This window comes from Bacteroides sp. AF20-13LB, assembly GCF_003603065.1.
GTDB classification, from domain to species: Bacteria; Bacteroidota; Bacteroidia; order Bacteroidales; family Bacteroidaceae; genus Bacteroides; species Bacteroides uniformis.
The window spans coordinates 238,115-262,040 of the sequence record NZ_QTMH01000008.1; the positions used below are offsets into that span (position 1 = coordinate 238,115).

The window sequence follows — 23,926 nt, forward strand, 5'->3', positions numbered from 1 at the left end:
TATTATACAAATGGAAACATCTGTAAAACTTTATTCTTTGCCTTTCGGCAACGTAAAGACCTATCTATTCGTCCTGCTGTTCGTGGCAGGAAACATCGCCTTGCCGCAACTCTGCCATCTGGTCCCAGCAGGCGGTCCGACGTTGCTTCCCATCTATTTCTTTACACTGATAGCTGCTTATAAATATGGTTTCAAGGTAGGTCTGCTGACGGCTCTCTTGTCTCCGGTCATCAATCATCTGCTTTTTGCCATGCCTGCAGCAGCCGTGTTGCCGGCCATACTTATAAAGTCCGGTCTGCTGGCCGGAACCGCCGCTCTTGCTGCACGCTATGCCAAGAATATCTCTTTATTGGCATTGCTGGGTGTAGTCCTCTCCTATCAAATTATCGGTACGGTCTTTGAATGGGCGTTGTGCGGTAATTTCTTTCTGGCTGTGCAAGATTTCCGTATGGGCATTCCGGGCATGCTGATTCAGTGGTTTGGAGGATATGCACTGCTGAAAGCAATCGCAAAGAAATAAACGTATATTCTCAAACAGTATCCCTTAATCCTAAAACTTTGTTCGCACACTGCGGATACATATCCCCAGTTTGCGGATGTCTATCCCAAGGCTTGGGATAGACATCCGCAAACCATAAACAAAGTTTTTTCTTAACTGATAAAAACTTTTTCCCTAACTAAGAAAAACTTTCTCCTTAATAGAGAAGACTTTTCTCTTAATACTTTGAACTTTTTTCCGCTATTTTCCTTTCTCCCTACAATAAAATCATTAATTTCGTGCCGAACAATATATCATATTTTCAACATGGAAGTAGTAACGAACAACTGGTTCACTAAAAAATATCCAATAGGTTTTGCCTTAAGCGGCGGTTTCATCAAAGGCTTTGCCCATTTGGGTGCCATGCAATCCTTATTGGAACATGACATAAAGCCCAATATACTTTCCGGAGTCAGCGCCGGAGCCTTGGCCGGGGTATTCTACGCCGACGGCAATGAACCGCATAAAGTTCTTGACTACTTTGCCGGGCACAAGTTTCAGGACCTGACCAAACTGGTGATTCCCAAAGTCGGATTGTTTGAATTGGGAGAATTCATCGATTTCCTGAAAAGCAATCTGAAATCCAAGAAACTGGAAGAACTGCAAATCCCTCTGATTATTACAGCTACTGACCTGGACCACGGACGTCTGGTACATTTCCATAAAGGGGACATCGCCGAACGCGTAGCAGCTTCGTGTTGCATGCCGGTATTGTTTGCCCCGGTCAATATAGACGGCACCCATTACGTGGACGGAGGCCTGCTGATGAACCTGCCTGTCTCTACCCTCCGCCGTATATGCGAAAAAGTGATTGCCGTGAATGTCAGCCCTCTGATGGCAACCAAGTATAAAATGAACATTGTGAGCATTGCCTTACGTTCCTATAATTTTATGTTCCGCTCCAACTCTTTTCCTGAACGCGAGAAGGCTGATTTGCTGATAGAACCTTATAACTTGGAAGGATACAGCAATACAGAGCTGGAAAAGGCGGAGGAGATATTCATGCAGGGATATAATACGACCAATGATATATTGGAACGCCTGCTCATAGACAAAGGCAGCATTTGGAAAGAATAAAATAACCATTCTATAACATAGAAAACAAAGAAATGAACGACGAAAACAAATTGATTATTTATCAAGTGTTCACCCGACTATTCGGAAACAACAATAACCACTGCATCAATAATGGCAGCATCACCGAAAATGGATGCGGCAAGATGGCTGACTTTACAGCCAAGGCGTTGGGAGAAATCAAGAAGCTTGGCGCTACACATATATGGTACACGGGCATCATCGAGCATGCTACGCAAACTGACTACCGCCGTCACAATATCCAACCCGACCATCCGGCCATTGTGAAAGGTAAAGCCGGATCTCCCTATGCCATCAAGGACTACTATGATGTCGATCCGGATCTCGCCAAGGACGTACCGGAGCGTATGAGAGAGTTTGAGAATCTGGTGCAGCGCACTCACCGTAGCGGTCTGAAGGTTATCATAGATTTTGTTCCCAACCACGTAGCCCGTCAATATCACTCGGATGCCCAGCCGGATGGCACTTCACAACTGGGTTCAAACGATGATACCAATTATGCGTTCAGCCCATATAATAACTTCTATTATATCCCGAAATCGGAACTGCATGGCCAATTTGACATGAAAGGTGCAGCCGCCGAACCTTATAGGGAGTTTCCGGCAAAAGCTACCGGAAACAACCGTTTTGACGCTTATCCAAACATCACCGATTGGTACGAAACTATAAAGTTGAATTATGGAGTGGATTATCAGAACGGCGGGACTTGCCATTTCGACCCCATTCCCGACACATGGACCAAGATGCTGGATATCATGCTGTTCTGGGCGGGAAAGAATATAGACGGTTTCCGTTGCGATATGGCCGAAATGGTTCCCGTAGAGTTCTGGGAATGGGCAATCCCGCAGGTAAAGGAGCAATATCCCTCCCTGCTGTTTATAGCCGAAGTCTATAACCCGGGAGAATACAAGAATTACTTGTTCCGTGGCAAGTTTGATTATTTATACGACAAAGTAGGACTTTATGATACCTTGCGGGCTGTTACTTGCGGGTATGAATCGGCAACTGCCATCACCCGCTCTTGGCAAAGTCTGGGAGGTATAGAAAAACGCATGCTGAACTTTCTGGAAAACCATGACGAGCAACGTATCGCTTCCGACTTTTTTGCCAGTAACCCACGCAAGGCGATTCCGGCACTCATTGTGTCAGCCTGCATGAACACCAATCCGATGATGATTTATTTCGGTCAGGAGTTTGGTGAGCTGGGCATGGATAGTGAAGGTTTCAGCGGCCGAGACGGACGTACAACCATCTTTGACTATTGGAGTGTAGATACCATCCGCCGTTGGCGCAATGGCGGCAAGTTCGACGGCAAGATGCTGACGGAGGACCAGAAACACCTATACAGCATTTATAAACGGCTACTGACTCTTTGCAATGAAGAAAAGGCCATCTCTCAGGGGGCTTTCTTCGATTTGATGTATGCCAATGTCAACGGATGGCGCTTTAATGAACATAAGCAATATACATTCCTGCGCAAATTTGAGAGAGACCTGCTGCTGTTCGTCGTGAACTTCGACCATATCTCGGCAGACCTTGCCATAAATATTCCTTCTCATGCTTTTGACTTCCTGCAAATACCGCAGATGGACCAGTACAAAGCTACGGAGCTGCTCAGCGGAAAAGAAGAAAACATAAGTCTGCTTCCCTATAAGGCTACTAATGTGGCCGTCGAAGGATATGGAGGAAAGATACTTAAGATAAAGCTATAACGGAGTCACAACTCTGGTGATTTATTAGATTTGGCACTGATTATGCAGAACAACACGGATTTCTTAATCGCTTCGTGGTTTTCCGCATAATCAGTGCCAAGTCTTTATTTGTTCTCTTCCATATATTCCTTCAGCCGATATAGCCGCGTGATGGCAGGATTATAAAAATCATCAGGATAATGTGCATCTATGTCACTCAGGTTAGCTTGCACAAAACGTTTCACATCCACTATGTTCTCAGCATCAGACAATGTTACACTTTGAGGGAAAGATGTGCTCTTTGCCCAATCTATCAGCGCTTTAACGCTATCTTCATCAAATTTATATTCGGCCATATTCTACATATTTTCTTGCAAAGATAGTGCAAACCGAATGCAGAATAAAATGACCCACCCATTTTTTTATGCTAAAGTTATCCTCATCTGCATGAACAAAATTCCAATTTGTTGTGTTATATAAATGTGTTTTTCATAGTATTAGATATAAGATTAATTAAAAGAGACGTACCCGCTTGTGATAAGTAAGTACATCAAAAACAGAAGCGTCTGTTTGATTGATAAATGTGTAAGGAGCATCGGTTTACCAGAGCCGATGCTTTTTTTTACCCTTCTTTGTAGCATGTTAGAAATATTATCCGTAAATTTGGCAGATAATAAGGAAAGAATATGATATGAATATCCCTGTTATATTTCAATTTTTGAAAGAACTGTCTGCAAACAACAATCGTGAATGGTTCAATTCTCACCGGGAACAGTATGAAGTCGCCCGCAGCGAGTTTGAAAACTTGCTTACAGTAATTATCTCCCGTATCTCTTTATTTGATGAAAGCATCCGTGGTATAGAAGCAAAGGACTGTACATACCGTATTTATCGTGATACACGCTTTTCCGAAGATAAAACTCCCTACAAGACACATCTGGGAGGATATATCAATGCGAAAGGAAAGAAATCCGACCATTGTGGCTATTACGTGCATCTGGAACCGGGAAACTGCTTGTTGGCCGGTGGAAGTTATTGTCCTCCCCCGCCCTTGTTAAGAGCTCTGCGACAAGCGGTACACGACAATATAGATGAATTTCGCAGTATAGTGGAAGATCCTGCTTTCAAGCAATACTTTCCCGTCATCGGAGAGAATTTTCTAAAAACAGCTCCAAAAGGATTTCCAAAGGACTATCCCTATCTGAAATACCTTCAGTGTAAAGAGTATACGGTTGCCTGCTGCCAGCCGGACAGCTTCTTTCTTGCTCCAGACTTTTTGGATCGTACAGACGACATCTTCAAGCAGATGAAGCGTTTTTCTGATTTTGTGAATTACACCATAGACGACTTTGAATAATTTACCTATATAACTAACTTAAAACATTTGAATTATGGTTATAGACAGACTTGAAAACATAGAAAAATATACTTTGCTGCATCCTCTGTTTGAGCAGGCCATTGATTTTTTAAAATCACATGACTTGCACTCTTTGGAAATCGGCAAGACCGAACTGAAAGGAAAGGACTTGCTGGTCAACGTGGCGCAGACAAACCCAAAAGAAAAAGAAAATGCCAAACTGGAAACCCATAAAGACTATATTGACATTCAAATACCCTTGTCCGGTACGGAGATAATGGGTTATACCGCCGCCCAAGACTGCCTTCCGGTTGATGCTCCTTACAATGCGGAAAAAGACATCACTTTTTTTGAAGGACTGGCGGAGGACTATATTGCAGTGAAGCCCGGAATGTTTGCTATCTTTTTCCCTCAGGACGGGCATGCTCCGGGTATTACCCCTGACGGTGTAAAAAAAATAATTGTGAAAGTTAAAGCGTAAATTTATCAAATATCCAAAACTCATCCTCTTTATGGAAACATTGAATTTAATCAAGAATGACCCATGGCTGGAACCTTTTGCCGATGCCATCAACGGACGTCATCAACATGCCATAGACAAAGAATCGGAATTGACCAACAAAGGAAAACTAACCTTGTCTGATTTTGCATCCGGATACCTCTATTTCGGCCTGCATCGTACTGACGATGGTTGGGTTTTCCGTGAATGGGCGCCTAACGCAACCCAAATCTTTATGGTCGGAACTTTTAACGATTGGAAAGAAGAAAAAAAATATAGCTTGAAGCGTAAAGCAAACGGTAATTGGGAAATCAAGCTTCCTGCTGATGCCGTGAAACACGGTGACTTGTACAAGCTGATGGTACATTGGGACGGTGGTTGCGGTGAACGCATTCCTGCATGGGCTACACGTGTCGTACAAGACGAACAGACTAAAATATTCAGTGCCCAGGTTTGGGCTCCGGAGAAACCCTATAAAATGAAAAAGCGGGTTTTCAAGCCATCTACAGATCCTTTATTGATATATGAATGCCATATCGGTATGTCTCAGCAGGAGGAAAAGGTCGGTAGCTATAAGGAATTTCAGGAAAAGATTCTTCCACGTATCGCCAAAGAAGGCTACAACTGCATACAGATTATGGCTATCCAGGAACATCCCTATTATGGTAGCTTCGGATACCATGTTTCCAGTTTCTTTGCCGCTTCTTCCCGTTTTGGTACTCCGGAAGAACTGAAGGAGTTGATTGATACAGCCCATAGTATGGGGATTGCCGTTATCATGGATATTGTCCATTCACACGCTGTGAAGAATGAAGTGGAAGGCTTGGGTAACTTTGCCGGTGATCCTAATCAATATTTCTATCCCGGTGGACGTCGGGAACATCCAGCTTGGGATTCACTTTGCTTTGATTACGGCAAGAACGAAGTTATTCACTTCCTGCTGTCTAACTGTAAATTCTGGCTGGAAGAATATCATTTCGACGGCTTCCGCTTTGACGGAGTAACCTCCATGTTATATTATAGTCATGGTTTGGGAGAAGCATTCTGTAATTATGGAGATTACTTCAACGGACATCAAGACGACAATGCCATTTGTTATCTGACACTTGCCAACCGGCTTATCCATCAGGTCAATGCCAAAGCCATCACCATTGCCGAAGAAGTATCGGGAATGCCCGGACTGGCGGCAAAATATGAAGATGGCGGCTACGGATTTGATTACCGTATGGCCATGAATATTCCCGATTATTGGATTAAGACAATCAAGGAGAAAATAGATGAAGACTGGAAGCCATCCAGCATGTTCTGGGAAGTGACCAACCGCCGCAAAGATGAAAAGACCATCTCCTATGCGGAAAGCCATGACCAAGCTTTGGTGGGCGATAAAACCATCATTTTCCGCTTGATTGATGCGGATATGTACTGGCACATGCAGAAAGGAGACGAGAACTATACCGTAAATCGAGGCATTTCTCTCCATAAAATGATACGTTTACTGACTGCGACTACTATCAATGGCGGTTATCTTAACTTTATGGGCAATGAATTCGGACATCCGGAATGGATTGACTTCCCCCGTGAAGGTAACGGTTGGTCTTGTAAATATGCCCGCCGCCAATGGAATTTGGTGGACAACAAGAATCTGGCATATCATTATATGGGTGACTTTGATGCTGCCATGTTGGGAGTTGTAAAAAGCATAAAGAACTTCCAGGCTACTCCGGTCCAAGAAATATGGCATAATGACGGTGACCAGGTATTGGCCTATATGCGCAAGGACTTGATTTTTGTATTCAACTTCAACCCTAAGCAGTCTTTTACTGATTACGGTTTCTTGGTTCCTGCCGGAACTTATGAAGTTATTTTGAATACAGATAATCCAGATTATGGCGGTAATGGTTTGACGGATGATACCATCAAACATTTTACCATCCACGACCCGCTTTACAAAAAAGACAAGAAGGAGTGGCTGAAGCTTTACATACCGGCACGTACAGCTGTTGTACTGAGAAGAACTAAATAGTCATTTCATAACGCAAAAAAAGAGGCAGATATCAATTCAGATATCTGCCTCTTTTTTATATATGAGTCTTTTATTTCACTTGACTGTCGATGAAGTTCAACATCGTTTTTGCATTATCCATCATTTTCTTTTGAGCTGGTTTGTCCGCAGAGAGCAATGGAATAAGTTTATCCAAATATTCTTTGGCTTCCTTGAATTCAACTTTTGCTTTTTCTACATCTGTTTTCATGGTATTGGCACCCTTACTATAATACAAAGAACCCAGACTGTTAAGTGCATTTACATTATCTGCTTGGATAGCTATGGCTTGTTTAAATGCTTCTTCGGCTGCATCCATCTTTTTGGCTTTCTGCGCCATGATACCTTGATTTACGTAATAAGTGGCATACAATTTAGTCAATGTCTTATTACCGGGATTTGCTTCCAGCCCTTCCTTTAAAGTGGCAACATACTCATCATTTTTCTTCAAATCTTTCAAAGCACCGGCTTTACCTATATAAGCATTTGCCAGGTTATACTTTTTCTGTACAGCAATATCAAAATACTTCAAAGCTTCGGCAGGTTTCTTTATCTTATCGGCACAAACGCCACAGTTATATGCAATTACGGAATCTTGGTTGTTTGTTTGTGTCAGATAAGTACTAAATTTTGTGTAAGCTTCCTGGTAATTTTTAGCTTCAAGAGCAGCCTTACCATCGTTGACCAACTGGGCAGGGTCAGCATTCTGCGCAAAGAAATTCGTAGCTGCACAACATAGTGCAATAGATAAGATTAATTTTTTCATATGCTTTAATTCATTTAAAAGTTGATTCCCAAAGTTAGTTTACAATGGTATAGAAGCAAAACCTTTTTACTTTTTTTGAGGTTTTTAGCATAGTCGTAACAAGTGTTATTTTACGTAAAAGCAAATATCCGGATATGTGTGTTGGGCTTTGTCACATATGTTACACTTATACTTAGAATATCATATTATCTTTGCCACAAAAAAAGATTATGGAACAATTACATGCACATGAAGTCCTTCACATGATGGAAGGTAATAGTTATACTGAGTTATCATTGAGAGAAGCCATTATCCAAAAATTCGGCGAGCAGCAGCGTTTTTTCACCTGCTCTGCCGACAATATGGATGTAGATACCCTGATAGAATTTCTTAAAAGAAAAGGAAAATTTATACCCGCCAATGGTGGATTTACAGTGGACATGACTAAAGTTTGCAATCACTGATGAGGAATATTAATTCCTTCTTCTGTTAAATTGAATATTATTTATGTTAATAGTTAACGGAAATAATATTCTACTAAACCATGTTATAATATCCGCTGATTACCCGCTAAAATTTGGATATCTCCTGCAAGTACGTATCTTTGTACTGTGTTTTTCATAGTATTAGATTTAAGGTTAATAAAAAAGATTGGCTGTCTGGGATAGATAGCCTTTTTTTATGTCTAAATGTCATCTTTCCCCTTTTTAGTTATAGTTTTATTCTATCTTTGTAGGTCAGATAATCCACGCAGCATTAATAGAATAAACTGAATATGGGAAAACGCTTTATTTTTATCTTGATGGCATGCTCATTATTGAGTATAGCTACTGTTGTGCATGCACAGCATATTGACAAGCAAACATATATTTTTGCCATCAAAAAGGTTGATACTCTGAAACTGGACAAGTATGTAATGATTGATCAAATACAAGGGACACAATCAAAGCCCGTCATTCTTTTTGCATTTGGGGGAGGTTTCAAAGGCGGGAGAAGAGATAATCCCGATTACATTTCTTATTTTCATTTTTTGGCACGAGCCGGCTATGTGGTAGTATCAACAGATTACCGTACCCAATTAAAGGATATAGATAAATCGGAGTATTCGGACTTGCAAGGATTCTCTTCTGCCCTGCAACAAGCAATCACTTGTGCTGTAGAAGATTTTGGTGATGCTACAAATTATATAATTGAGCATAGTGTAGAATGGCAAATAAATCCTGCACAAATTATAGCTTGCGGTTCAAGTGCAGGTGCGATAACTGCCCTTCAAGCAGAGTATGAGATTTGCAATCAAACGGCTTTTGCGGACAGATTACCTGCCAATTTCAATTATGCAGGGGTCATTTCCTTTTCTGGAGCAATCTGTGCCAATGGTATTCCAAAATGGATAATGTCCCCTTGTCCTCTTATGTTGTTCCATGGTGATGCCGACAGCACGGTTCCTTTTACTAAGGCAGTAGTAGAGGAAATGGGGCTATGGGGCTCAAACTTTATCTGTATGCAACTGAAAGAAAAAGAGACAGCATACTATTTCTATATAGCGGAAGGTATAGGACATTCCCTATCCTATTCTCCTATGAAGGATAATCGTCATGACATCCTGAGCTTCCTAAATCGGTTGGTACTTGGTAAAGAAAAACGTTGCATTACGACTGTAGAGAAGAATCCGGAAATATCTAGATATAAGAGTGATTTTACAATAGAAGATTATATCCGTGAAAATATGCGTTAATTCCTATCTTTATATCCTTTCCAGAGTTTTTGTTTCTCCACCAATCAATTATCTTTGCACATTATTATTCTATAAAAACAAATCTTTAATTCTATAAATTATGTTGGTACGTATTATCAGTATGGTCATAGCCGGAGTTATTATAGTATATCTAGTCCGTTGGATTGATAATTTTTTCTCCAGGTATCGCAAATAAATCTTGCCTGCAATGTAAACCAAATACTCCAATTTGTTTCCCATTACAACCTATGCTGACAAAATGCGGACATTTTCTAATTCTAAAACAAGAAAACCGCAAAAGCTTTTTATTAGCCATTTGCGGTTTTTTCCTTGTGATTCCGTTGCGATTCGGAATATAAAATACTATAAAACCAATACATATAACATAATATTAAAAATCAGAGTAATATAAAAATATTATATTGCATACCATTGCATTATGTTGTGCAATATTTGAACTGAGTTGTGCAATTTATGTATATTTGCACAACCGATATAACAGAGAATATATGACTACAGTAAAAGCATTTATAAGAACTGGGAAGAAGGATAAAGAGGTAAATGTCAGATTTCGATTATCTGATGGACGCAATGTACAGTTATTCCACAAATCAGATATTATGGTCTCTCCTACTCTTTGGGATGCCAAGACTGAAAAATATAAGGCTAAAAGTATTATAAAGTTAGACATAAGAACATCATTTAACACATCTATTGAAGAACGGAAGAATCTAATTTTATCCATTTATGGGAGCAACAAAGAATTAACCAGTGAAAAACTGGAAATCTTAATAGACCAGCACTTACATCCTGAAAAATATAACATCAGCAGTGAAGAGGAATCCATGTGTAGTATGTTCCAACGCTATGTTGACGGATGGCTAAATGCAGGTGTAATAGGTCCCGGCAGAAAGAAACATTACGATGTAGTGATAAGGGAACTGACTCGATTCCTCATTATCAATGGCATTGACGGGTTGCCGGTCAATGAATTCAATAAGGAACATATTCTAAATTTTCGTGATTTTCTACGCAAAGAATACACTCTGGTTGAAAAATTTCCAGAACTGTACGCAGAAATGAATAAGCGGAATATACCATCAAAGGAAAGAAGCCAGAATACAATTGCTGAGAAACTATTATTATTACAAGCATTTATGGTGGAGCTTGAAAGTAATGATGTTATTCCCGTATCTCCTTTCCGCAAGATAGGAAAAGAAAAAGAGTCCATTATGAAGCAACAATATGACGAGCCTTTCTTTCTCACCAAAACAGAATTCAATGAAGTTGTCCACAAAGAATGTCCCGAAACATTGCAGCGAGTAAAAGATGTATTCGTTGTTCAATGTTGTTTCGGTTGCCGTATAGGTGATTTCAGACGATTCACTTTTGATAATATCAGCATTGAAGAAGGAATACCTTACATTCATTATTTACCTCAAAAAACACACAAGGATGGACTTATACGCACTGAGATAAAAACTCCCATCATTCGTATTGCTTATGATATTATTATGAAGTATAAAGGTAGGCTACCAAGCAATGCTTTGTTACCCTATTATCCTGATGGCAATGGTGAAACCGGGTACAATTATCAAATAAAAAAACTACTTGAATACTGTGAGATTAGCCGGAAAGTGGCAATGTTTAGTGCGGCATTGGGAACAAATGAATACAAATCCATATATGAGATTGCAAGCAGTAAACTTGCCCGTAAAACTCATGTAGATTTAATGAATAAAGTTCAGATAGATAAATACGCAGCAGGCCTTCATGCAAAAGGCAGTGGAGCCGTAGACAGATATACTGGATTAGGTATAAAAGAACGTTTTATTTTAATGTGTGCGGCTTTTGGCTGTAATCAGTATGAAGTTGACGATGATTTATCTGTAATGGAATAGGCTCACTTAGTATCTCATATTGATACTCTGTTATTTGACACCATCCCCGTAGTTGAGCCGCTACGGGGATTTTTACTGAAAAAGAAGCGATTCATTCAACTGCCTTTTCCACAATCTCCATCACTACATGGCTTGACTCCAACCAGAACCAATACCACAACCAAAGCATAATCCCACCCAACCAAACAAAAGCCACATCAATATAGTACAAATTTAATATCCTGCTAACCAATACACATAAGAGTTCTCCGCAAAGCACATAGGCAGCAACCATAGTAACAAGCTGGTCATTGGCAACAGTTATCAAAACCAGAATGCCTATAACGGGAAGAAGGGAAATACAATCAATTAGAAGTTGTTGTTTGTCATTCATAATACAATAGGGATTAGAATACAAATATAAACATTATTTTGTATAAAACAACCCTCTATAATAGGAATTTCTGACGAAAAAGAAACGAACTATTATTACAATATAAACAAAAAGAGCGACTATTCAGCCGCCCCTTTCGCATTAACGAGATAGACATAAAAGCATCTCGAATCATCTCTGTAGATGGATGCCGAACCACTACAGAGTTTCCATTCATTCTACAGTTTCTCCTTTTTCATTCAGAAGTACCGTTACTTCTTCAGTGGATTGATTTTCCTTGGTGATGGTCAACACAACCTTATAAATCTTACCGGTTTCTTTCTCGGAAATGAAAGCCTCCTTTATTACAGCCCCCTCATAGTCCTTAGCCAAGACATTCATAACTGCCTGAGGCAAGTCTTTTACTTCCACTTTTGTGAACTCATCCTGAGGATTTTGCTGAGTTTGCTCTACAGACTGTGTTCCAGAAACCACGTAAGCAAATGCTACTGAACTGCCTAATCCCATAACCATTGCTAATGCTACCAATACTTTTTTCATAATCGTAAGTTTTAAGTAAATAAATATAGTTTTTGTATTAACTATAGGACAAACGATATGCCATGATGTACATCAGCACATAATACATTATACATCAGCATATTATAAAAACAAGAAGGAATAATTATGTGTGGAAATATGTGGAACTGAGTACCACACATGGGGAATAATTACACAATATGGATTACTTAATTCCTGGGAAATGGAACAAGGCAGCTGAATAAGCTGCCCCTTCTATAAAACAGTCAACAAACAGACATTCACTAATCAAATGACATAAACATAAGCATAAATAACCCGGCTAAAGCCATAGCAAATGCAATTACCATACAAAACTCTTTTTTCATAACTAATAATTTGGTTAAACACATATTTCCATCGCACGTTCAACAACGCACTCTTGTCTCCGACAAAACCTCAGCCGCATAAAAGCTGAGGTCCAGCATGTTCCTTTCAATATATACAATCAATTAGAGCACACAATGTTGGAACATTCTGTAAATCCAGTATAAAGAAACTGCAATGGCTGAAAGAAGGACTATACTAACACTATATTCTGCGCCCGTATGCTTGCTGACAGCGGTCTGACCTATCAGGACGTGACGGCACATATCTTCAAGAAGGGAGATACACAGAGCATTTTCGAGGCGAAGACTTTCCGTCCGGGAACCGTTGACGAATACGGCAATATCGTTGACGGGGATGATGTCATCATCGAATATTACGACCTGGACGGCATGCCGGTCACTTATACCCGTAAGCTGCCGGGGCGTGGCAAGCAGGAACTCAAAGTGTATTACCGCGTCCGCTGGCAATTCCCGGAAGAACACCGGGACAAGGAAGGGAAACCGTTCAAGTACAAGTCTCCTGCCGGCAGCGGTACGCCCATATACATCCCGGAACGCATGAGGCAGATGTACAAGAGGAAAGAGCAGTTCCCAAGACTCTACATCCAGGAAGGAGAAAAGAAAGCGGAAAAGGCATGCAAGCACGGTATCCCCTCCATAGCGGTCAGCGGCATCCAGAACCTGGGACAGAAAGGGGCGTTGCCGGAGGATCTTGTCAAGATAATCACTGTCTGCGGAGTCAAGGAAGTGGCTTTCATTTTTGATGCGGACTGGAATGACCTCTCCCGTAACATTAAGTTCAATGCTCCAGTTGATTTTCGACCACGCAGTTTCTTCTCCGCTGCCCGAAACTTCAAGGAATATATGCGTATGCTGAAGAACCGCGGTATCATGGTGGAAATATTCATTGGCCACATCAACAAGAACGATGAAGGCGACAAGGGAGTGGACGACCTCTTGGCCGATAAGCTGGCCGGTCATGAAGAGGAACTGGCCGAAGACCTGGAATTTGCCTGCAACGAGAAGTCCGGAATGGGAAAGTATGTGGAAGTGTTCAAAATCACCACATGGAATGACCAGAAACTACGGGAATTATGGAACCTGCACAGCCATGAAAAATTTGCCGAGCAGCACCGCGAGGTCCTGCAGGAGCTTCCGGAATTTATCTTTGGTCGCTATGCCTGGAAGTTTGACGAGAACGGCAAATTGGTATCTGCCCTACCCTATGATGAGGATGAGAAGTTCTGGAATGAGGACTACAAGGAAACGAACGGTAACAGGGTGCCGGTGTTTGAATATGATTATGTGGCCGCCAAGACCTTTTTCCAGAACCGGGGTATCGGCCGTTACCGCCTGCTCGATACCAAACTCTGGACATATATCCATCTGGAGCCGCCGGTAGTCCGCACCATTGACGTGGAAGACGCACGCGATTTCATGTTCGCCTTTGCCGAACAGAACTGCAGCCGTTTCGTCAACAACCAGCTACTCAAGGGAGGCTCGCAATACGTCGGACCGTTCCAGATGTCAAGGCTCGCCTTCATCCAACCGAACTTCATCTCCCCGTCCCGTGACGAGCAATATTTCTATTTCCGTGACCGTTGCTGGCACATCACCCAGCATGAGGTCAAGGAAGTGGGATATGAAAGCATCACCCACCAGATATGGGATGAACAACGGAAGAACACCGATGCCAGGTACCTCGGCCACCCCCTCATTATATTCAGGGAGAAGGACGGCAGGTATGACTACGAACTCTCTCCGGAAGGCAGGAAATGCCACTATCTCCAGTTCCTTATCAATACCAGCAATTTCACCTGGAGAAAGAGGCCGGAAGAGATTGAGGAGAGTGAAATCTTTGAAAACAATCTTCATCTGCTTTCTAAGATGTGCGCCATCGGCTACATGCTGATGGAATGCAAGGACGCGAACGTGACACGTGCCGTTATCGGCATGGACGGCAAGCAGTCGGAAGTCGGTGACAGCAACGGACGCAGCGGCAAGTCACTTGTCGGTGAGCTGATGCGCCAGGTTGTCGATACAGTCTATATATCCGGGAAACGGACGGACATCTTCAACGACAGCTTTATCTGGAATGACATCGACGAACGGACACGCCTGGTATTCATCGACGATGTCATGCTGAACTTCAACTTCGAGTTTCTGTTCCCCAATCTCACCGGAGACTGGACTGTGAACAAAAAGGGGGGCGCACGTATCACTTATCCGTTCGCCAAATCACCCAAAGTATATATCCCCACCAATCATGCCATCCGCGGTACCGGTTCCAGCTATACCGACAGGCAATGGCTGATAGCCTTCTCCGATTTTTATAATGACAAGCACAAGCCCATGGATGATTTCGGGGTACTGTTCTTTTCCGAATGGGACTTCACCCAGTGGAACCTGACCTGGAACATGCTGGCCAACTGCATACAGCTCTATCTTAAATTCGGGGTCGTGCAGGCACCGGGCGAACGCCTGCAGCAGCGTAAGCTAAGGCAGGAGATTGGCGAGACCATCATATCCTGGGCGGACGAATACTTCAGCAGCGAGGAGCACTGTCGCCGTACCCCACGCAAGGAGATTTATGACAATTTCTGCAACTATGATCCGCAGCAACGCAAGTACATCACTTCCACCGCCTTCAAGGACAAGATAAAAAAATACTGCGAATGGAAGGGCTGGGTGTTCAACCCACACAAGTATGACGCCAAAAGCGGTCTGCCTCTCTTCCTGGACAAGGACGGGAAACCGGTTATAGATGACAAGTCCGGAGGAGTGGAGTATTTCACCATAGGCAAGACAGCCGGAGAGCAGACACCCCAGAGTGACCCGCATGAACTACCGGTTGGCAATCCGGACAACAAACTTGCATTCTGATGAGCGAGACACATTCCAGTATCATGGCCAGACTTATGCCGCTCTACGAGATGGCGCCCGAACGTTTCATGGCGTTCTATGATGCGGTGTATCTGATGTGTGTCGATCTGCCGGAAGGCTGCCGGTTCCGTATCTCAGACCGTTGCCGGGAAAAAGACCTGGAACTGTTCCGGGACATCGTGAAGACTCTCATTGCGGAACAGCCTTACGACAAGTATGCAGGACAATTGGAACTGTCGGATGATATGGAGTATGTGCGGCGGACAACCGGCTTTAAACCTTCCGGGAACCGCTTCATCCCGAAATGGAGAAAGGGATAGAATATGTCAATTTATTATGATGTAAAGATACATATTTTCAACGAATTACGCAAACAATCATGCTGAAAAAAGAGCACAAAATATTGGTGGTCGTTTCTCCGGAACCGGCTGAACGCAAGAGACTGTTGAGCCGCCTGGCAGTACGGCTCGGTTTCGCACTCATCCCTTCGGATGCAGCGAAAATCATATCGAACGACATCTACGGCATAGACCTGGCGACGGCCTATTTCGTTTTCTGCAGCAGCTACAATTTCCGTGGAGCCGTACTCACCAACCAGCGCTTGTATGAAATGGCGGCGCGAGGCTTGTGTGTGGCTGTAGGAGTCCGTTCCATTCCCCGTGAATATGAATTCATCTGCAAGGTGTTCTATCCGGAAGATTTTCCGTGATGACATTCCCGGAAAACACAATGCGGAGTATTCTTGAAAGTGCATATTAGGTATTTGTCTGCATCCGGCTGTGCGTGAGTACAGCCGGATGCAGTTTTTTCTTCTGCCCCTTCCCCCCTCCCCCCAACCCGTCATAATAACGATTCGGACAAACGTGCATGGAAGTGGCAACAGACATGAGAATTCCCGGAGGGGGTATATTATTCTTTTTTTATTCTTCTTTTTAAAATTGGACTACCTTAAAAAACAGAGAAAAAATCGTGCATTCGTACGGATGTGCGGAATTAAGTACATATTATTCTGATATACAAATATTTATAAGCGTACAAATTCCGCACGAATCGTGCACGAATAGCGCACGAATTGTACTTTTCTTCAAAAAACGGCAAAAAGTACGCAAACGAAAGAATTAGTACGGTTTTGTACGCTTTTTGTACACTTATAACAGCCTGACATTCAACAATATAAAAGATAAACCATGTACAAAAGCACTGTCGCACGATTTTTATACTATATCCGTATAAGGCCTTGGCTATATTATCGGTATTTTGTATATTTGTATAAAAATCAATGCTTTAAATGACAAAGAAAGACCGATTTGTGTGTTGGCTCCCTTGCAAGCCTTATGTCAAGCAATTCCTGCTGTACAATTTCAATGCCCCGGACGACACCTGGACCGAAATAGTCAATCTGTCCCCGGACAAGGAGCTACAGAACGACTTCCTTTCCAGGCTTGCAAAACCCGGACGATACGAGAACAGATACCGGAACCTGGCACGATATACCGCCAACGTGGCGGTGGAGATACGCCGTGATGACTTCTACCGATACGGATGGGCGATGTCGAATACCGAAGTGGTGGCGTTCGGCAGCAAGGTGGAAAGACGGATCAAGCAGATGCTTTTCCTCTATCTCGACACCCATGTCAGTATCGGAATCCCACTCTCGACCGCCATCCGCAACTTTCAGAACAGCTTCGGCTTTGATGACGACACCTGGTCTTATGAGACTATCCGCAGGGAGTATAACCGGCATGGATATAGGAAAACGGTGGAGAATACCACGATTTTAGACTTTATTAACCGTATAATTTTGGGGAAGTTGTCCGAATTCGGGACAATTTCCCAGCAGGGAAAAATGACTTATGAAAGCAATGCATTATGATTTTGAAAACGTCGGAGGATTGTTGCAGGTGATTGCCGTGCCTCCGGCCTCGTTCGTGCAAATCCGTAAGGACTATGCCGCCGGTCTGAACTATCTGGAACTCCGCAACCGGGAGGATATTGTTTCCATACCGGTATATGCCAATGACACCTATTCCTATAATGAGGACAAGGAGGTGAATGATGCGGGGGATTGCTGGAATGTGTCGGTCGAAGGGGTGATTCCAAAACTTTCCTCAGTGAATCATCATTTAATGGAGACGCTGGAGCGTGGCTTGTGGTATGTACTGGCAGTGGACGGCAACGGGGTGGTCCATTGGTGCGGGCAGGAGGACGCACTCATGCTGTTCGCCACAAACAAGACAAGCGGACGTTCCGTGTCGGAACGGAACGGCACCTCATTCACGTTCACCTGCATCCAGGATGAACCGACCGTCTATATTGAAAACATGGAGGAAATATAACCGTACAACGTCCTTTGCTGACACACAACACTCTTTCAGTCAAACATTTATATGTCCGCTGACGGTGCCCGATGTCCTTGGGTACCGTTTTTTTTGCGTTTTTCTTTGCGCAAAAATAAGTTTTATGAACGAGACAGTTATCACATTATTCGGAGCGATTGACCGTTACTGGTACAACAAAAACTATCTGAAATACTTCCTTGACAAGGCCAAAGGCCAGCCCGTACGCCTGAAGGTTTCCAGTTATGGCGGTGATGTGGCCGAAGCGGTTGCCATGTCCGCCTTGATGGCCGAGCACGGCAATGTGACGGTGGAGTTCATCAGCTTCAACGCTTCGGCGGCCACCATATTGGCGTTTGGCGCCAAGTCCATCGAGATGCACGAGGACGGCATGTGGCTGGCGCATAAATGCAGCCTGGGAGTGGACATCTGGGGCCAGCTCAATGCTGACCAGTTGGAGGACACCATCAAGGAACTGCAGAACAAGAAGAAGAGCGCGGAAGCCATTGACCTGATGATTGCACAGAAGTACATCAACCGTAGCGGCAAAAGCCTGAAGGAGATTATCACCCTGATGGAAGAGGAACGCTGGATGCCTGCCGCCGAAGCCAAGGAATGGGGATTCATAGACAAGATCATTCCCGGTACCCATAAAAAGCCGCAGGTGACCAATGAAATGACCGACTGCTTCACCGCGCTTGGTCTACCGTTGCCGGCTATCGGTTCGGAGGAGAAGCCGGAACCGGAAGGCCGTGACAAAAACTTGGTCTCCCAGATTATCGACGGTATCAAAGGGCTGTTCCCTGCCGGCAACAAGACTGACATTTCTAATTCAAATACAGTTATGCGTAAAGAATTTACTTTCATCAACCAGATCCTCAACAGCGAAGGCATTGAGGAAAAAGACGGCAAGATGTTGCTTACCGTAGAGAATCTGCAGGCCATCAATGACGCCGTCAAGGCCGCCAACGAAGCGAAAGCCAAGGCGGAGAATGACCTGGCTGTCGCCAACACTGCCAAGGAGACCGCCGAAAACAGTCTGACGGCAGTCGTGAATGACCTTGACAGCCTAAGTGACAGCATCAAGAATGCCGCCGACAACAAGGCCAAGGTACAAGTTATCCGTGACATTGTCGCCAAAATACCCGGAACGGGTACCGACAGCCACCGGGAAGCGAACGAAGACAACAAGTTTGCGGACATCGCCACAGACCCGATCAACAGTTTTGAGAATGAGTAACACCTAAACTATTCTATTATGGATTTTAAAGCACCTATTGACATTACCGCCGTTCTGACCGCGGTAAAAAAGCACAAGGACATCCTGAAGGCGGTCGACAAGCTCGACGCCTCGGAGGTGTTGAGACATTTCACTCCGGTACCGGGCATAACCGACTCCCTTGAACTGGGCAAGGTGGAGGGCGGAAGCATCTCCGGCAAGTACACCGGAAAGTTCACTGCCGGAAAGTATCTGGGCAAGATTGTTCCCCGACGTCTGGTAGTGCGTCCCGTTGTAATGGAGATGTCCGACGAGCCTGAGCGCTACCGACGTACCTACATCGCCGAGGTTCCCGGTACACTCCGCAAGGAACACCCGTTCGAGCTGTGGCTGATCAACCACGGACATGAACTGGCATCCAATGACCTGCTGTTTGCCATTTTCACGGCAAAATACAGTGCGGATGAAGAAAAGACGGACATTCAGGACTCTTTCGACGGTATCGGTACCATTATCACTGAAGGCGAAGCTGTCGGGGACATCTCCAGTGCCGAAGGTAATGTGTATGCTACCGGTGAGCTGACACTTGCCAATGTCGGCGAGAAACTGCTGGATATGTGGCGCCACATGCCGCGTACCTTCAAGCGCAAGAAGAACATCAAGATGTTCATCAGCGATGACATCGGTGACATGTATGATGACTGGCGCAAAGGTGAAGGCGTGATTGTCATCGGACTCAAGGAGGACACTTCCGACACGCAACACCTGCTTGGTTCCAACAACCGCTGCGAGCTGGTGCGTGTTCCGAACCTTCCCGACGGCAGCCAGTTCGTCATGCTGACCACCAAGGAGAACGTATGCTACGGTTTTGACAAGGAGAGCGACTTCAAGTCCATCAAGCCGTTCATGTCCGGCAATCCCTATACCTTCGACGCTGCGGGCAAGTATGTAATCGGCTTCCAGTTCGTGTCTGTGCACAAGTCCGAGTTCTGCGTCAACGACCGTCCGGTGGACCCGGAAGGGACCAATCCGTTCGGATACATTGAAGTGACCATTACGCCGGATGAAGCGGCCAACAACGGAGGCAAATGGCGTATCCAGGGCGAGGAAGCCTGGCGTGAGTCCGGCACGTATGTGGCTGTTCCCGGTGGAAAGGAATATACCGTGGAGTTCCTGGAGGCTGCCGGATACACCACTCCTGCCGTGCAGAAGAAGACGCCCGCTGCGGGTGCAGTAGAGAAAGTGACGGGTACATACGTTGTTAAATCTTAAAAAATGGCGTGATTATGGCAGAAGTAGACCCTAAATTATGTATTGCCCTTGATGACATCAACGAGGCAATGGACTGCGAGAACCAGGACAACATGGGCGGTATCATACCGTCCGTCATCTTCGGTTATCATGCGGATGTGGCCACATGGCCGGACTACCCGAAAAAGACGGAATCTCCCCTTTCTCTTGAAGCGGCCGGTACATTGGTCGGCGACCTGGTCATGAAGGAAGGCTGCAGGGCATACAAGATGGATTTCACCGACGAGCTGGCCGAGTTCAAGATTACCGACCAGGGAGAAAGCGGCGGGGAATCGTTCCTGATGGACCTGAATATCATTTCGGCCAAGATGCGGAAGAAGATATTCGGTTTTGAGAATGCGACCAAAGGGCGCAAGATGTTCTTTATCGTGACCGACAACAACGGCACGAACTACCTGATGGGTGACAAGCGGCGCGGTGCGCTCCGTGCATCGGGTGACGGCGCCACTACCGGAGCAAGCTCCACTGCCCGCAACCAGAACACCCTCCACTACACCTTTACCGCACCGCGCAAATGTGTGTATGAGGGGGATACGGAGGATATCCTGACTGTAAAAGCCGCATCAGAAGTTCCATAAGACTTTTTTGTTCATGATTGGTTGTTCATGTCCGTCTCTCGCTCTTAGGCAGGGGCGGACATTTTGTTTTGTCCTATTCCGGCAACAAAAACCGCAATAGCTTTGCGTATCATCAAAAAACAACGTACATACAATGTCAAAGATTACACAGAACTACATCGAGGCGCGCAGGGACGGCATCAAGTGGCTGAACTCGCAGAAACGTGACTACAGCACCGGTGTGAATATCCTGACCCGTTCTGGATATAAGGGGTTTGTCGCCGCACGTCTGGCACGCCAGGGCGAAAAGCCGCATACCCGCGAGAAGCTGGAGTATGAAATCCGGCAGATGATCAAGGTGTGGTACCATCCGGATGACCCGCGCTTTGAGGATGTGGACCTGGCAGATGATGCAATGCCGGGCAATGACGGGCGTTCCGAGACGGTTCCCGAAGAGACGGCTGCCGCCATTGTCGCCGTTGCGGAGAGGGAACTGGCGCGTGAGGCGGACGAACAGCCCGCCTATCCTCCGGTGATGGCCAAAATCATCTATGACTTCCGGGAATGCTACAACGAACGTTCACGCCAGCACCGGATGCTTGCCGGACTGGGTGAGACAAACACGCAGGCTGTATGCACGCAGCGCAAGGATATTGTCGCCCGTATAGCCTTTCTCTCCAACCGCATGACACTGCTGGCTGCCATCAAAAGGCAGTTCGAGCAGGACAGGGAACTGCCGACTGAAGAGCAGCTGGACGAACTCTACAAAAAAGCGGATACCCCCGAAGAAAATCCGGAAAAGGAAGAGGACGAGACCGACATCAGTTCCCTATCCGTGGAAGAGCTGAGGAAAGCGAAATCCAATGCCAAGAGCAAGATTACCAAGGCAAGGAACATGCTGCTGTACTCTTCGGAAAGCAAGCCCAAGGACGGCAAGGAGAATCCCCTTCCCGACTGCCCCAAACGCGTGAAATACGAGAAGAAGGTGGCTGCCCAGGAAGCACTGGTGGAAAGGATAGAATATCGTTTGGCAGAACTGCAATAGGTTAGGTTATGTTGGTCTGTTGCAGCGAGATTGAGAATAAGATGATGCCGGCGGATGATGCAGTAAGTCCTATGCAGGGAGACCGATACCCGACAGGCTACATCCGCCGAACGGATGCGGCAGCCTCCGGCCACGACCTGGCTGCGGAGAAGCTGCTGCATCCGGACGCCATGGGGGTGCTGGTACCCGGCAGGGACAAGCATTTCTACTCTTCAGGGGCGTTCAACCTGATCCAGTTGATTTTCTATATTCTCAGACAGACGGGACCGGCACACCTGCTGCTTACCACCTATTCCATCTCCATGGACAGCATTGCGGCGATTCATCGGAAGGTGGAAACGGGCGAGCTGTTGTCAGTGCGGTTCCTGATAGACAACCGGGTGCGCAGCATATCACCCAAACCGTTCGATTATCTGGTGACCACGTTCCCGGACTGCTACCGTTGCCTCGCGCTTCATGCGAAGGTGGCGCTGCTGTATAACGAGGACTGGAAGATTACCGTAGTGGGCAGCCAGAACGCCACGCACAACCCGAAGCTGGAACGTGGAATCATCCATACCGGCAGAGATATTTTTGATTTTGACTTTAAAATGCTGAATGATGAATTTGACTCAGGAACAACGTGAGGAGATAGAGAAGATGGCCTATCGTTTGATCCCTCCGGGGCTGATAGCCATCAATATAGGTGCCGATGAGACGGACTTTCTCGCGGAACTCCGCACACCGGGCACCGAAGTCCGGACCGCCTTCTACCGGGGGCATCTTCGCCAGACGGTTGAACTCCGGGAGTCACTCATCAAGTCGGCCGTCAATGGCAGCAACCCGGCACAGCAGGAGCTTATCAAGTTCATCAAATCGCAACAGCAGTATCTTGAGTATGAATAACAACCGTCTGACGGCATCCAAAAGCAAGGCCGCACTGGAGGAGCAATCCTACGACCTTATACAGCAGCACATCATCGACCCGGAGAACAGTCCGCTGCCGGAGCATCTGCGTGTGCAGTGCAACCGGGTGCTGCAGATAGCACGTCTTTTGGATGACTATCCGAACGAGAGCCACATCATCAACATCATGCTGGCAAAATACCGTATCTCGCGTACCCAGATAAGGAAGGACATCGCCCTGGCAAAAGAGCTGTTCAAGACACAGCACCAGTTCGACTGGGACTTCTGGTATGCCTGGATGATCAAGGACCAGATTCAGCTTATCCGGGATTGCAAGCTCAAAGGTGATCTCAAGCAATGGAACAACGCCAAGAAAGTGCTGCATCAGATGATTGGTGAGAAGCCGGCTTCCGTCGAGGACCCGCGACGCATGGAGAAGAACGTATTCTACATCCAGATCAACAGTATGGGGCAAAAGGTGGATATTCCCCTAAATGCCGTCCGCAACCTTTCCCAGGAAGAGCAGAAGGTTCTGGTGGATTCGATGTACACGCCTATCGACGACGCACAAGCTGAAGAAATAATGAACTCATAACAGATTACCCATGAAAAAATTGACAAACAAACGACTCATCTCTTACCTGGTTGACCATAAGCACATTGATATGGTATCGGTCAGCAAGACACAGATTGTCTGTACCGTATCCGCCAGGTTCAGGCCGGAAGAGGTGCCGCAGCTGCTGGCTGACACCGGGCAGGACATGCCCCGCATGACTTCCTCCGAAGGTGTGAACTACATTGTTTTCCCACGATATTGATACGGCAGGA

The 23,926-nt window shown here is 45.1% G+C and carries 26 protein-coding genes; 22 read left to right on the forward strand and 4 right to left on the reverse strand.

The window, feature by feature from the left end:
* The first annotated feature begins 10 nt into the window (after positions 1–10).
* The 3 genes from DWX62_RS11400 to DWX62_RS11410 all read left to right on the forward strand — a co-directional run bounded on the left by DWX62_RS11400 (position 11) and on the right by DWX62_RS11410 (position 3,345).
* Complete coding sequence (locus DWX62_RS11400) at positions 11–520, forward strand: ECF transporter S component (RefSeq protein WP_165859011.1); 510 nt, start codon at positions 11–13, stop codon at positions 518–520.
* 285 nt (positions 521–805) lie between these two features.
* Entirely contained in the window at positions 806–1,615 is an 810-nt protein-coding gene (locus DWX62_RS11405) for a patatin-like phospholipase family protein (protein ID WP_005825568.1), read from the forward strand.
* A 32-nt stretch (positions 1,616–1,647) separates the two neighbouring features.
* Positions 1,648–3,345: an alpha-amylase family protein gene (locus tag DWX62_RS11410; RefSeq protein ID WP_005825570.1), complete on the forward strand. Its 1,698-nt coding sequence runs from the start codon at positions 1,648–1,650 to the stop codon at positions 3,343–3,345.
* Positions 3,346–3,449: 104 nt separating this feature from the next.
* On the opposite strand, the gene DWX62_RS11415 is transcribed toward DWX62_RS11410, so the two are convergent.
* Positions 3,450–3,680 carry a hypothetical protein gene (locus DWX62_RS11415; RefSeq protein WP_005825572.1) on the reverse strand — a complete coding sequence of 77 codons (231 nt, stop codon included), beginning with the start codon at positions 3,678–3,680 and terminating at the stop codon, positions 3,450–3,452.
* Positions 3,681–4,015: 335 nt separating this feature from the next.
* Between DWX62_RS11415 and DWX62_RS11420 the strand changes: the two genes are divergently transcribed.
* The 3 genes from DWX62_RS11420 to DWX62_RS11430 are packed head-to-tail and all read left to right on the forward strand — an operon-like array spanning position 4,016 to position 7,203.
* Positions 4,016–4,681 carry a DUF2461 domain-containing protein gene (locus tag DWX62_RS11420; protein WP_008664625.1) on the forward strand — a complete coding sequence of 222 codons (666 nt, stop codon included), beginning with the start codon at positions 4,016–4,018 and terminating at the stop codon, positions 4,679–4,681.
* 34 nt (positions 4,682–4,715) lie between these two features.
* Complete coding sequence (locus DWX62_RS11425; protein WP_005825575.1) at positions 4,716–5,162, forward strand: YhcH/YjgK/YiaL family protein; 447 nt, start codon at positions 4,716–4,718, stop codon at positions 5,160–5,162.
* 31 nt (positions 5,163–5,193) lie between these two features.
* Complete coding sequence (locus tag DWX62_RS11430) at positions 5,194–7,203, forward strand: alpha amylase C-terminal domain-containing protein (protein ID WP_005825576.1); 2,010 nt, start codon at positions 5,194–5,196, stop codon at positions 7,201–7,203.
* A gap of 70 nt (positions 7,204–7,273) precedes the next feature.
* Here the strand turns inward: DWX62_RS11430 and DWX62_RS11435 are convergent, their stop codons facing one another.
* On the reverse strand, positions 7,274–7,987 hold the full coding sequence (locus DWX62_RS11435; protein WP_005825577.1) for a hypothetical protein: 714 nt from the start codon (positions 7,985–7,987) through the stop codon (positions 7,274–7,276).
* A gap of 209 nt (positions 7,988–8,196) precedes the next feature.
* On the opposite strand from DWX62_RS11435, the gene DWX62_RS11440 reads away from it, so the two are divergent.
* The 3 genes from DWX62_RS11440 to DWX62_RS11450 all read left to right on the forward strand — a co-directional run bounded on the left by DWX62_RS11440 (position 8,197) and on the right by DWX62_RS11450 (position 11,602).
* Positions 8,197–8,430, forward strand: coding sequence for a YecH family metal-binding protein (locus tag DWX62_RS11440; protein ID WP_022402461.1), 234 nt, complete (start codon positions 8,197–8,199; stop codon positions 8,428–8,430).
* 311 nt (positions 8,431–8,741) lie between these two features.
* Complete coding sequence (locus DWX62_RS11445; RefSeq protein ID WP_057258618.1) at positions 8,742–9,701, forward strand: alpha/beta hydrolase; 960 nt, start codon at positions 8,742–8,744, stop codon at positions 9,699–9,701.
* A gap of 509 nt (positions 9,702–10,210) precedes the next feature.
* Positions 10,211–11,602, forward strand: a complete 1,392-nt coding sequence (locus tag DWX62_RS11450) for an integrase (protein WP_117713960.1) — start codon at positions 10,211–10,213, stop codon at positions 11,600–11,602.
* 91 nt (positions 11,603–11,693) lie between these two features.
* Here the strand turns inward: DWX62_RS11450 and DWX62_RS11455 are convergent, their stop codons facing one another.
* Positions 11,694–11,975: a hypothetical protein gene (locus DWX62_RS11455; RefSeq protein ID WP_061411824.1), complete on the reverse strand. Its 282-nt coding sequence runs from the start codon at positions 11,973–11,975 to the stop codon at positions 11,694–11,696.
* A gap of 213 nt (positions 11,976–12,188) precedes the next feature.
* The gene (locus tag DWX62_RS11460) at positions 12,189–12,515 is read right to left on the reverse strand and encodes a hypothetical protein (RefSeq protein WP_008664637.1); all 327 of its coding nucleotides are present in this window, start codon (positions 12,513–12,515) and stop codon (positions 12,189–12,191) included.
* Between the two features lie 566 nt (positions 12,516–13,081).
* Between DWX62_RS11460 and DWX62_RS11465 the strand changes: the two genes are divergently transcribed.
* The 13 genes from DWX62_RS11465 to DWX62_RS11520 all read left to right on the forward strand — a co-directional run bounded on the left by DWX62_RS11465 (position 13,082) and on the right by DWX62_RS11520 (position 23,916).
* On the forward strand, positions 13,082–15,745 hold the full coding sequence (locus DWX62_RS11465; protein ID WP_243636263.1) for a DUF3854 domain-containing protein: 2,664 nt from the start codon (positions 13,082–13,084) through the stop codon (positions 15,743–15,745).
* Positions 15,745–16,065: a hypothetical protein gene (locus DWX62_RS11470; RefSeq protein WP_005828961.1), complete on the forward strand. Its 321-nt coding sequence runs from the start codon at positions 15,745–15,747 to the stop codon at positions 16,063–16,065. Before DWX62_RS11465 ends, DWX62_RS11470 begins: the two co-directional genes overlap by 1 nt.
* Positions 16,066–16,124: 59 nt before the next feature.
* Positions 16,125–16,454 carry a hypothetical protein gene (locus DWX62_RS11475; RefSeq protein WP_005828963.1) on the forward strand — a complete coding sequence of 110 codons (330 nt, stop codon included), beginning with the start codon at positions 16,125–16,127 and terminating at the stop codon, positions 16,452–16,454.
* Positions 16,455–17,033: 579 nt separating this feature from the next.
* Positions 17,034–17,618, forward strand: a complete 585-nt coding sequence (locus DWX62_RS11480) for a hypothetical protein (RefSeq protein ID WP_005828970.1) — start codon at positions 17,034–17,036, stop codon at positions 17,616–17,618.
* Positions 17,599–18,081, forward strand: coding sequence for a hypothetical protein (locus DWX62_RS22265; RefSeq protein WP_243636264.1), 483 nt, complete (start codon positions 17,599–17,601; stop codon positions 18,079–18,081). Before DWX62_RS11480 ends, DWX62_RS22265 begins: the two co-directional genes overlap by 20 nt.
* Positions 18,082–18,205: 124 nt before the next feature.
* The gene (locus tag DWX62_RS11485; RefSeq protein ID WP_240056950.1) at positions 18,206–19,321 is read left to right on the forward strand and encodes a Clp protease ClpP; all 1,116 of its coding nucleotides are present in this window, start codon (positions 18,206–18,208) and stop codon (positions 19,319–19,321) included.
* 18 nt (positions 19,322–19,339) lie between these two features.
* Positions 19,340–20,572, forward strand: a complete 1,233-nt coding sequence (locus tag DWX62_RS11490; protein ID WP_035449826.1) for a hypothetical protein — start codon at positions 19,340–19,342, stop codon at positions 20,570–20,572.
* A gap of 14 nt (positions 20,573–20,586) precedes the next feature.
* A complete protein-coding gene (locus DWX62_RS11495) occupies positions 20,587–21,189 on the forward strand; it encodes a hypothetical protein (RefSeq protein ID WP_118273825.1) in 603 nt (200 codons plus the stop codon).
* 133 nt (positions 21,190–21,322) lie between these two features.
* Entirely contained in the window at positions 21,323–22,213 is an 891-nt protein-coding gene (locus DWX62_RS11500) for a hypothetical protein (RefSeq protein ID WP_005828982.1), read from the forward strand.
* An 8-nt stretch (positions 22,214–22,221) separates the two neighbouring features.
* Positions 22,222–22,839 (forward strand): hypothetical protein, encoded by a 618-nt coding sequence (locus DWX62_RS11505; RefSeq protein ID WP_005828983.1) that lies wholly within the window; start codon positions 22,222–22,224, stop codon positions 22,837–22,839.
* Entirely contained in the window at positions 22,811–23,098 is a 288-nt protein-coding gene (locus tag DWX62_RS11510) for a hypothetical protein (RefSeq protein WP_005828984.1), read from the forward strand. Before DWX62_RS11505 ends, DWX62_RS11510 begins: the two co-directional genes overlap by 29 nt.
* Positions 23,091–23,693, forward strand: a complete 603-nt coding sequence (locus tag DWX62_RS11515; protein ID WP_005828985.1) for a hypothetical protein — start codon at positions 23,091–23,093, stop codon at positions 23,691–23,693. Before DWX62_RS11510 ends, DWX62_RS11515 begins: the two co-directional genes overlap by 8 nt.
* A 10-nt stretch (positions 23,694–23,703) precedes the next feature.
* Positions 23,704–23,916, forward strand: coding sequence for a hypothetical protein (locus DWX62_RS11520; protein WP_005828986.1), 213 nt, complete (start codon positions 23,704–23,706; stop codon positions 23,914–23,916).
* The last annotated feature ends 10 nt before the right edge of the window (positions 23,917–23,926 follow it).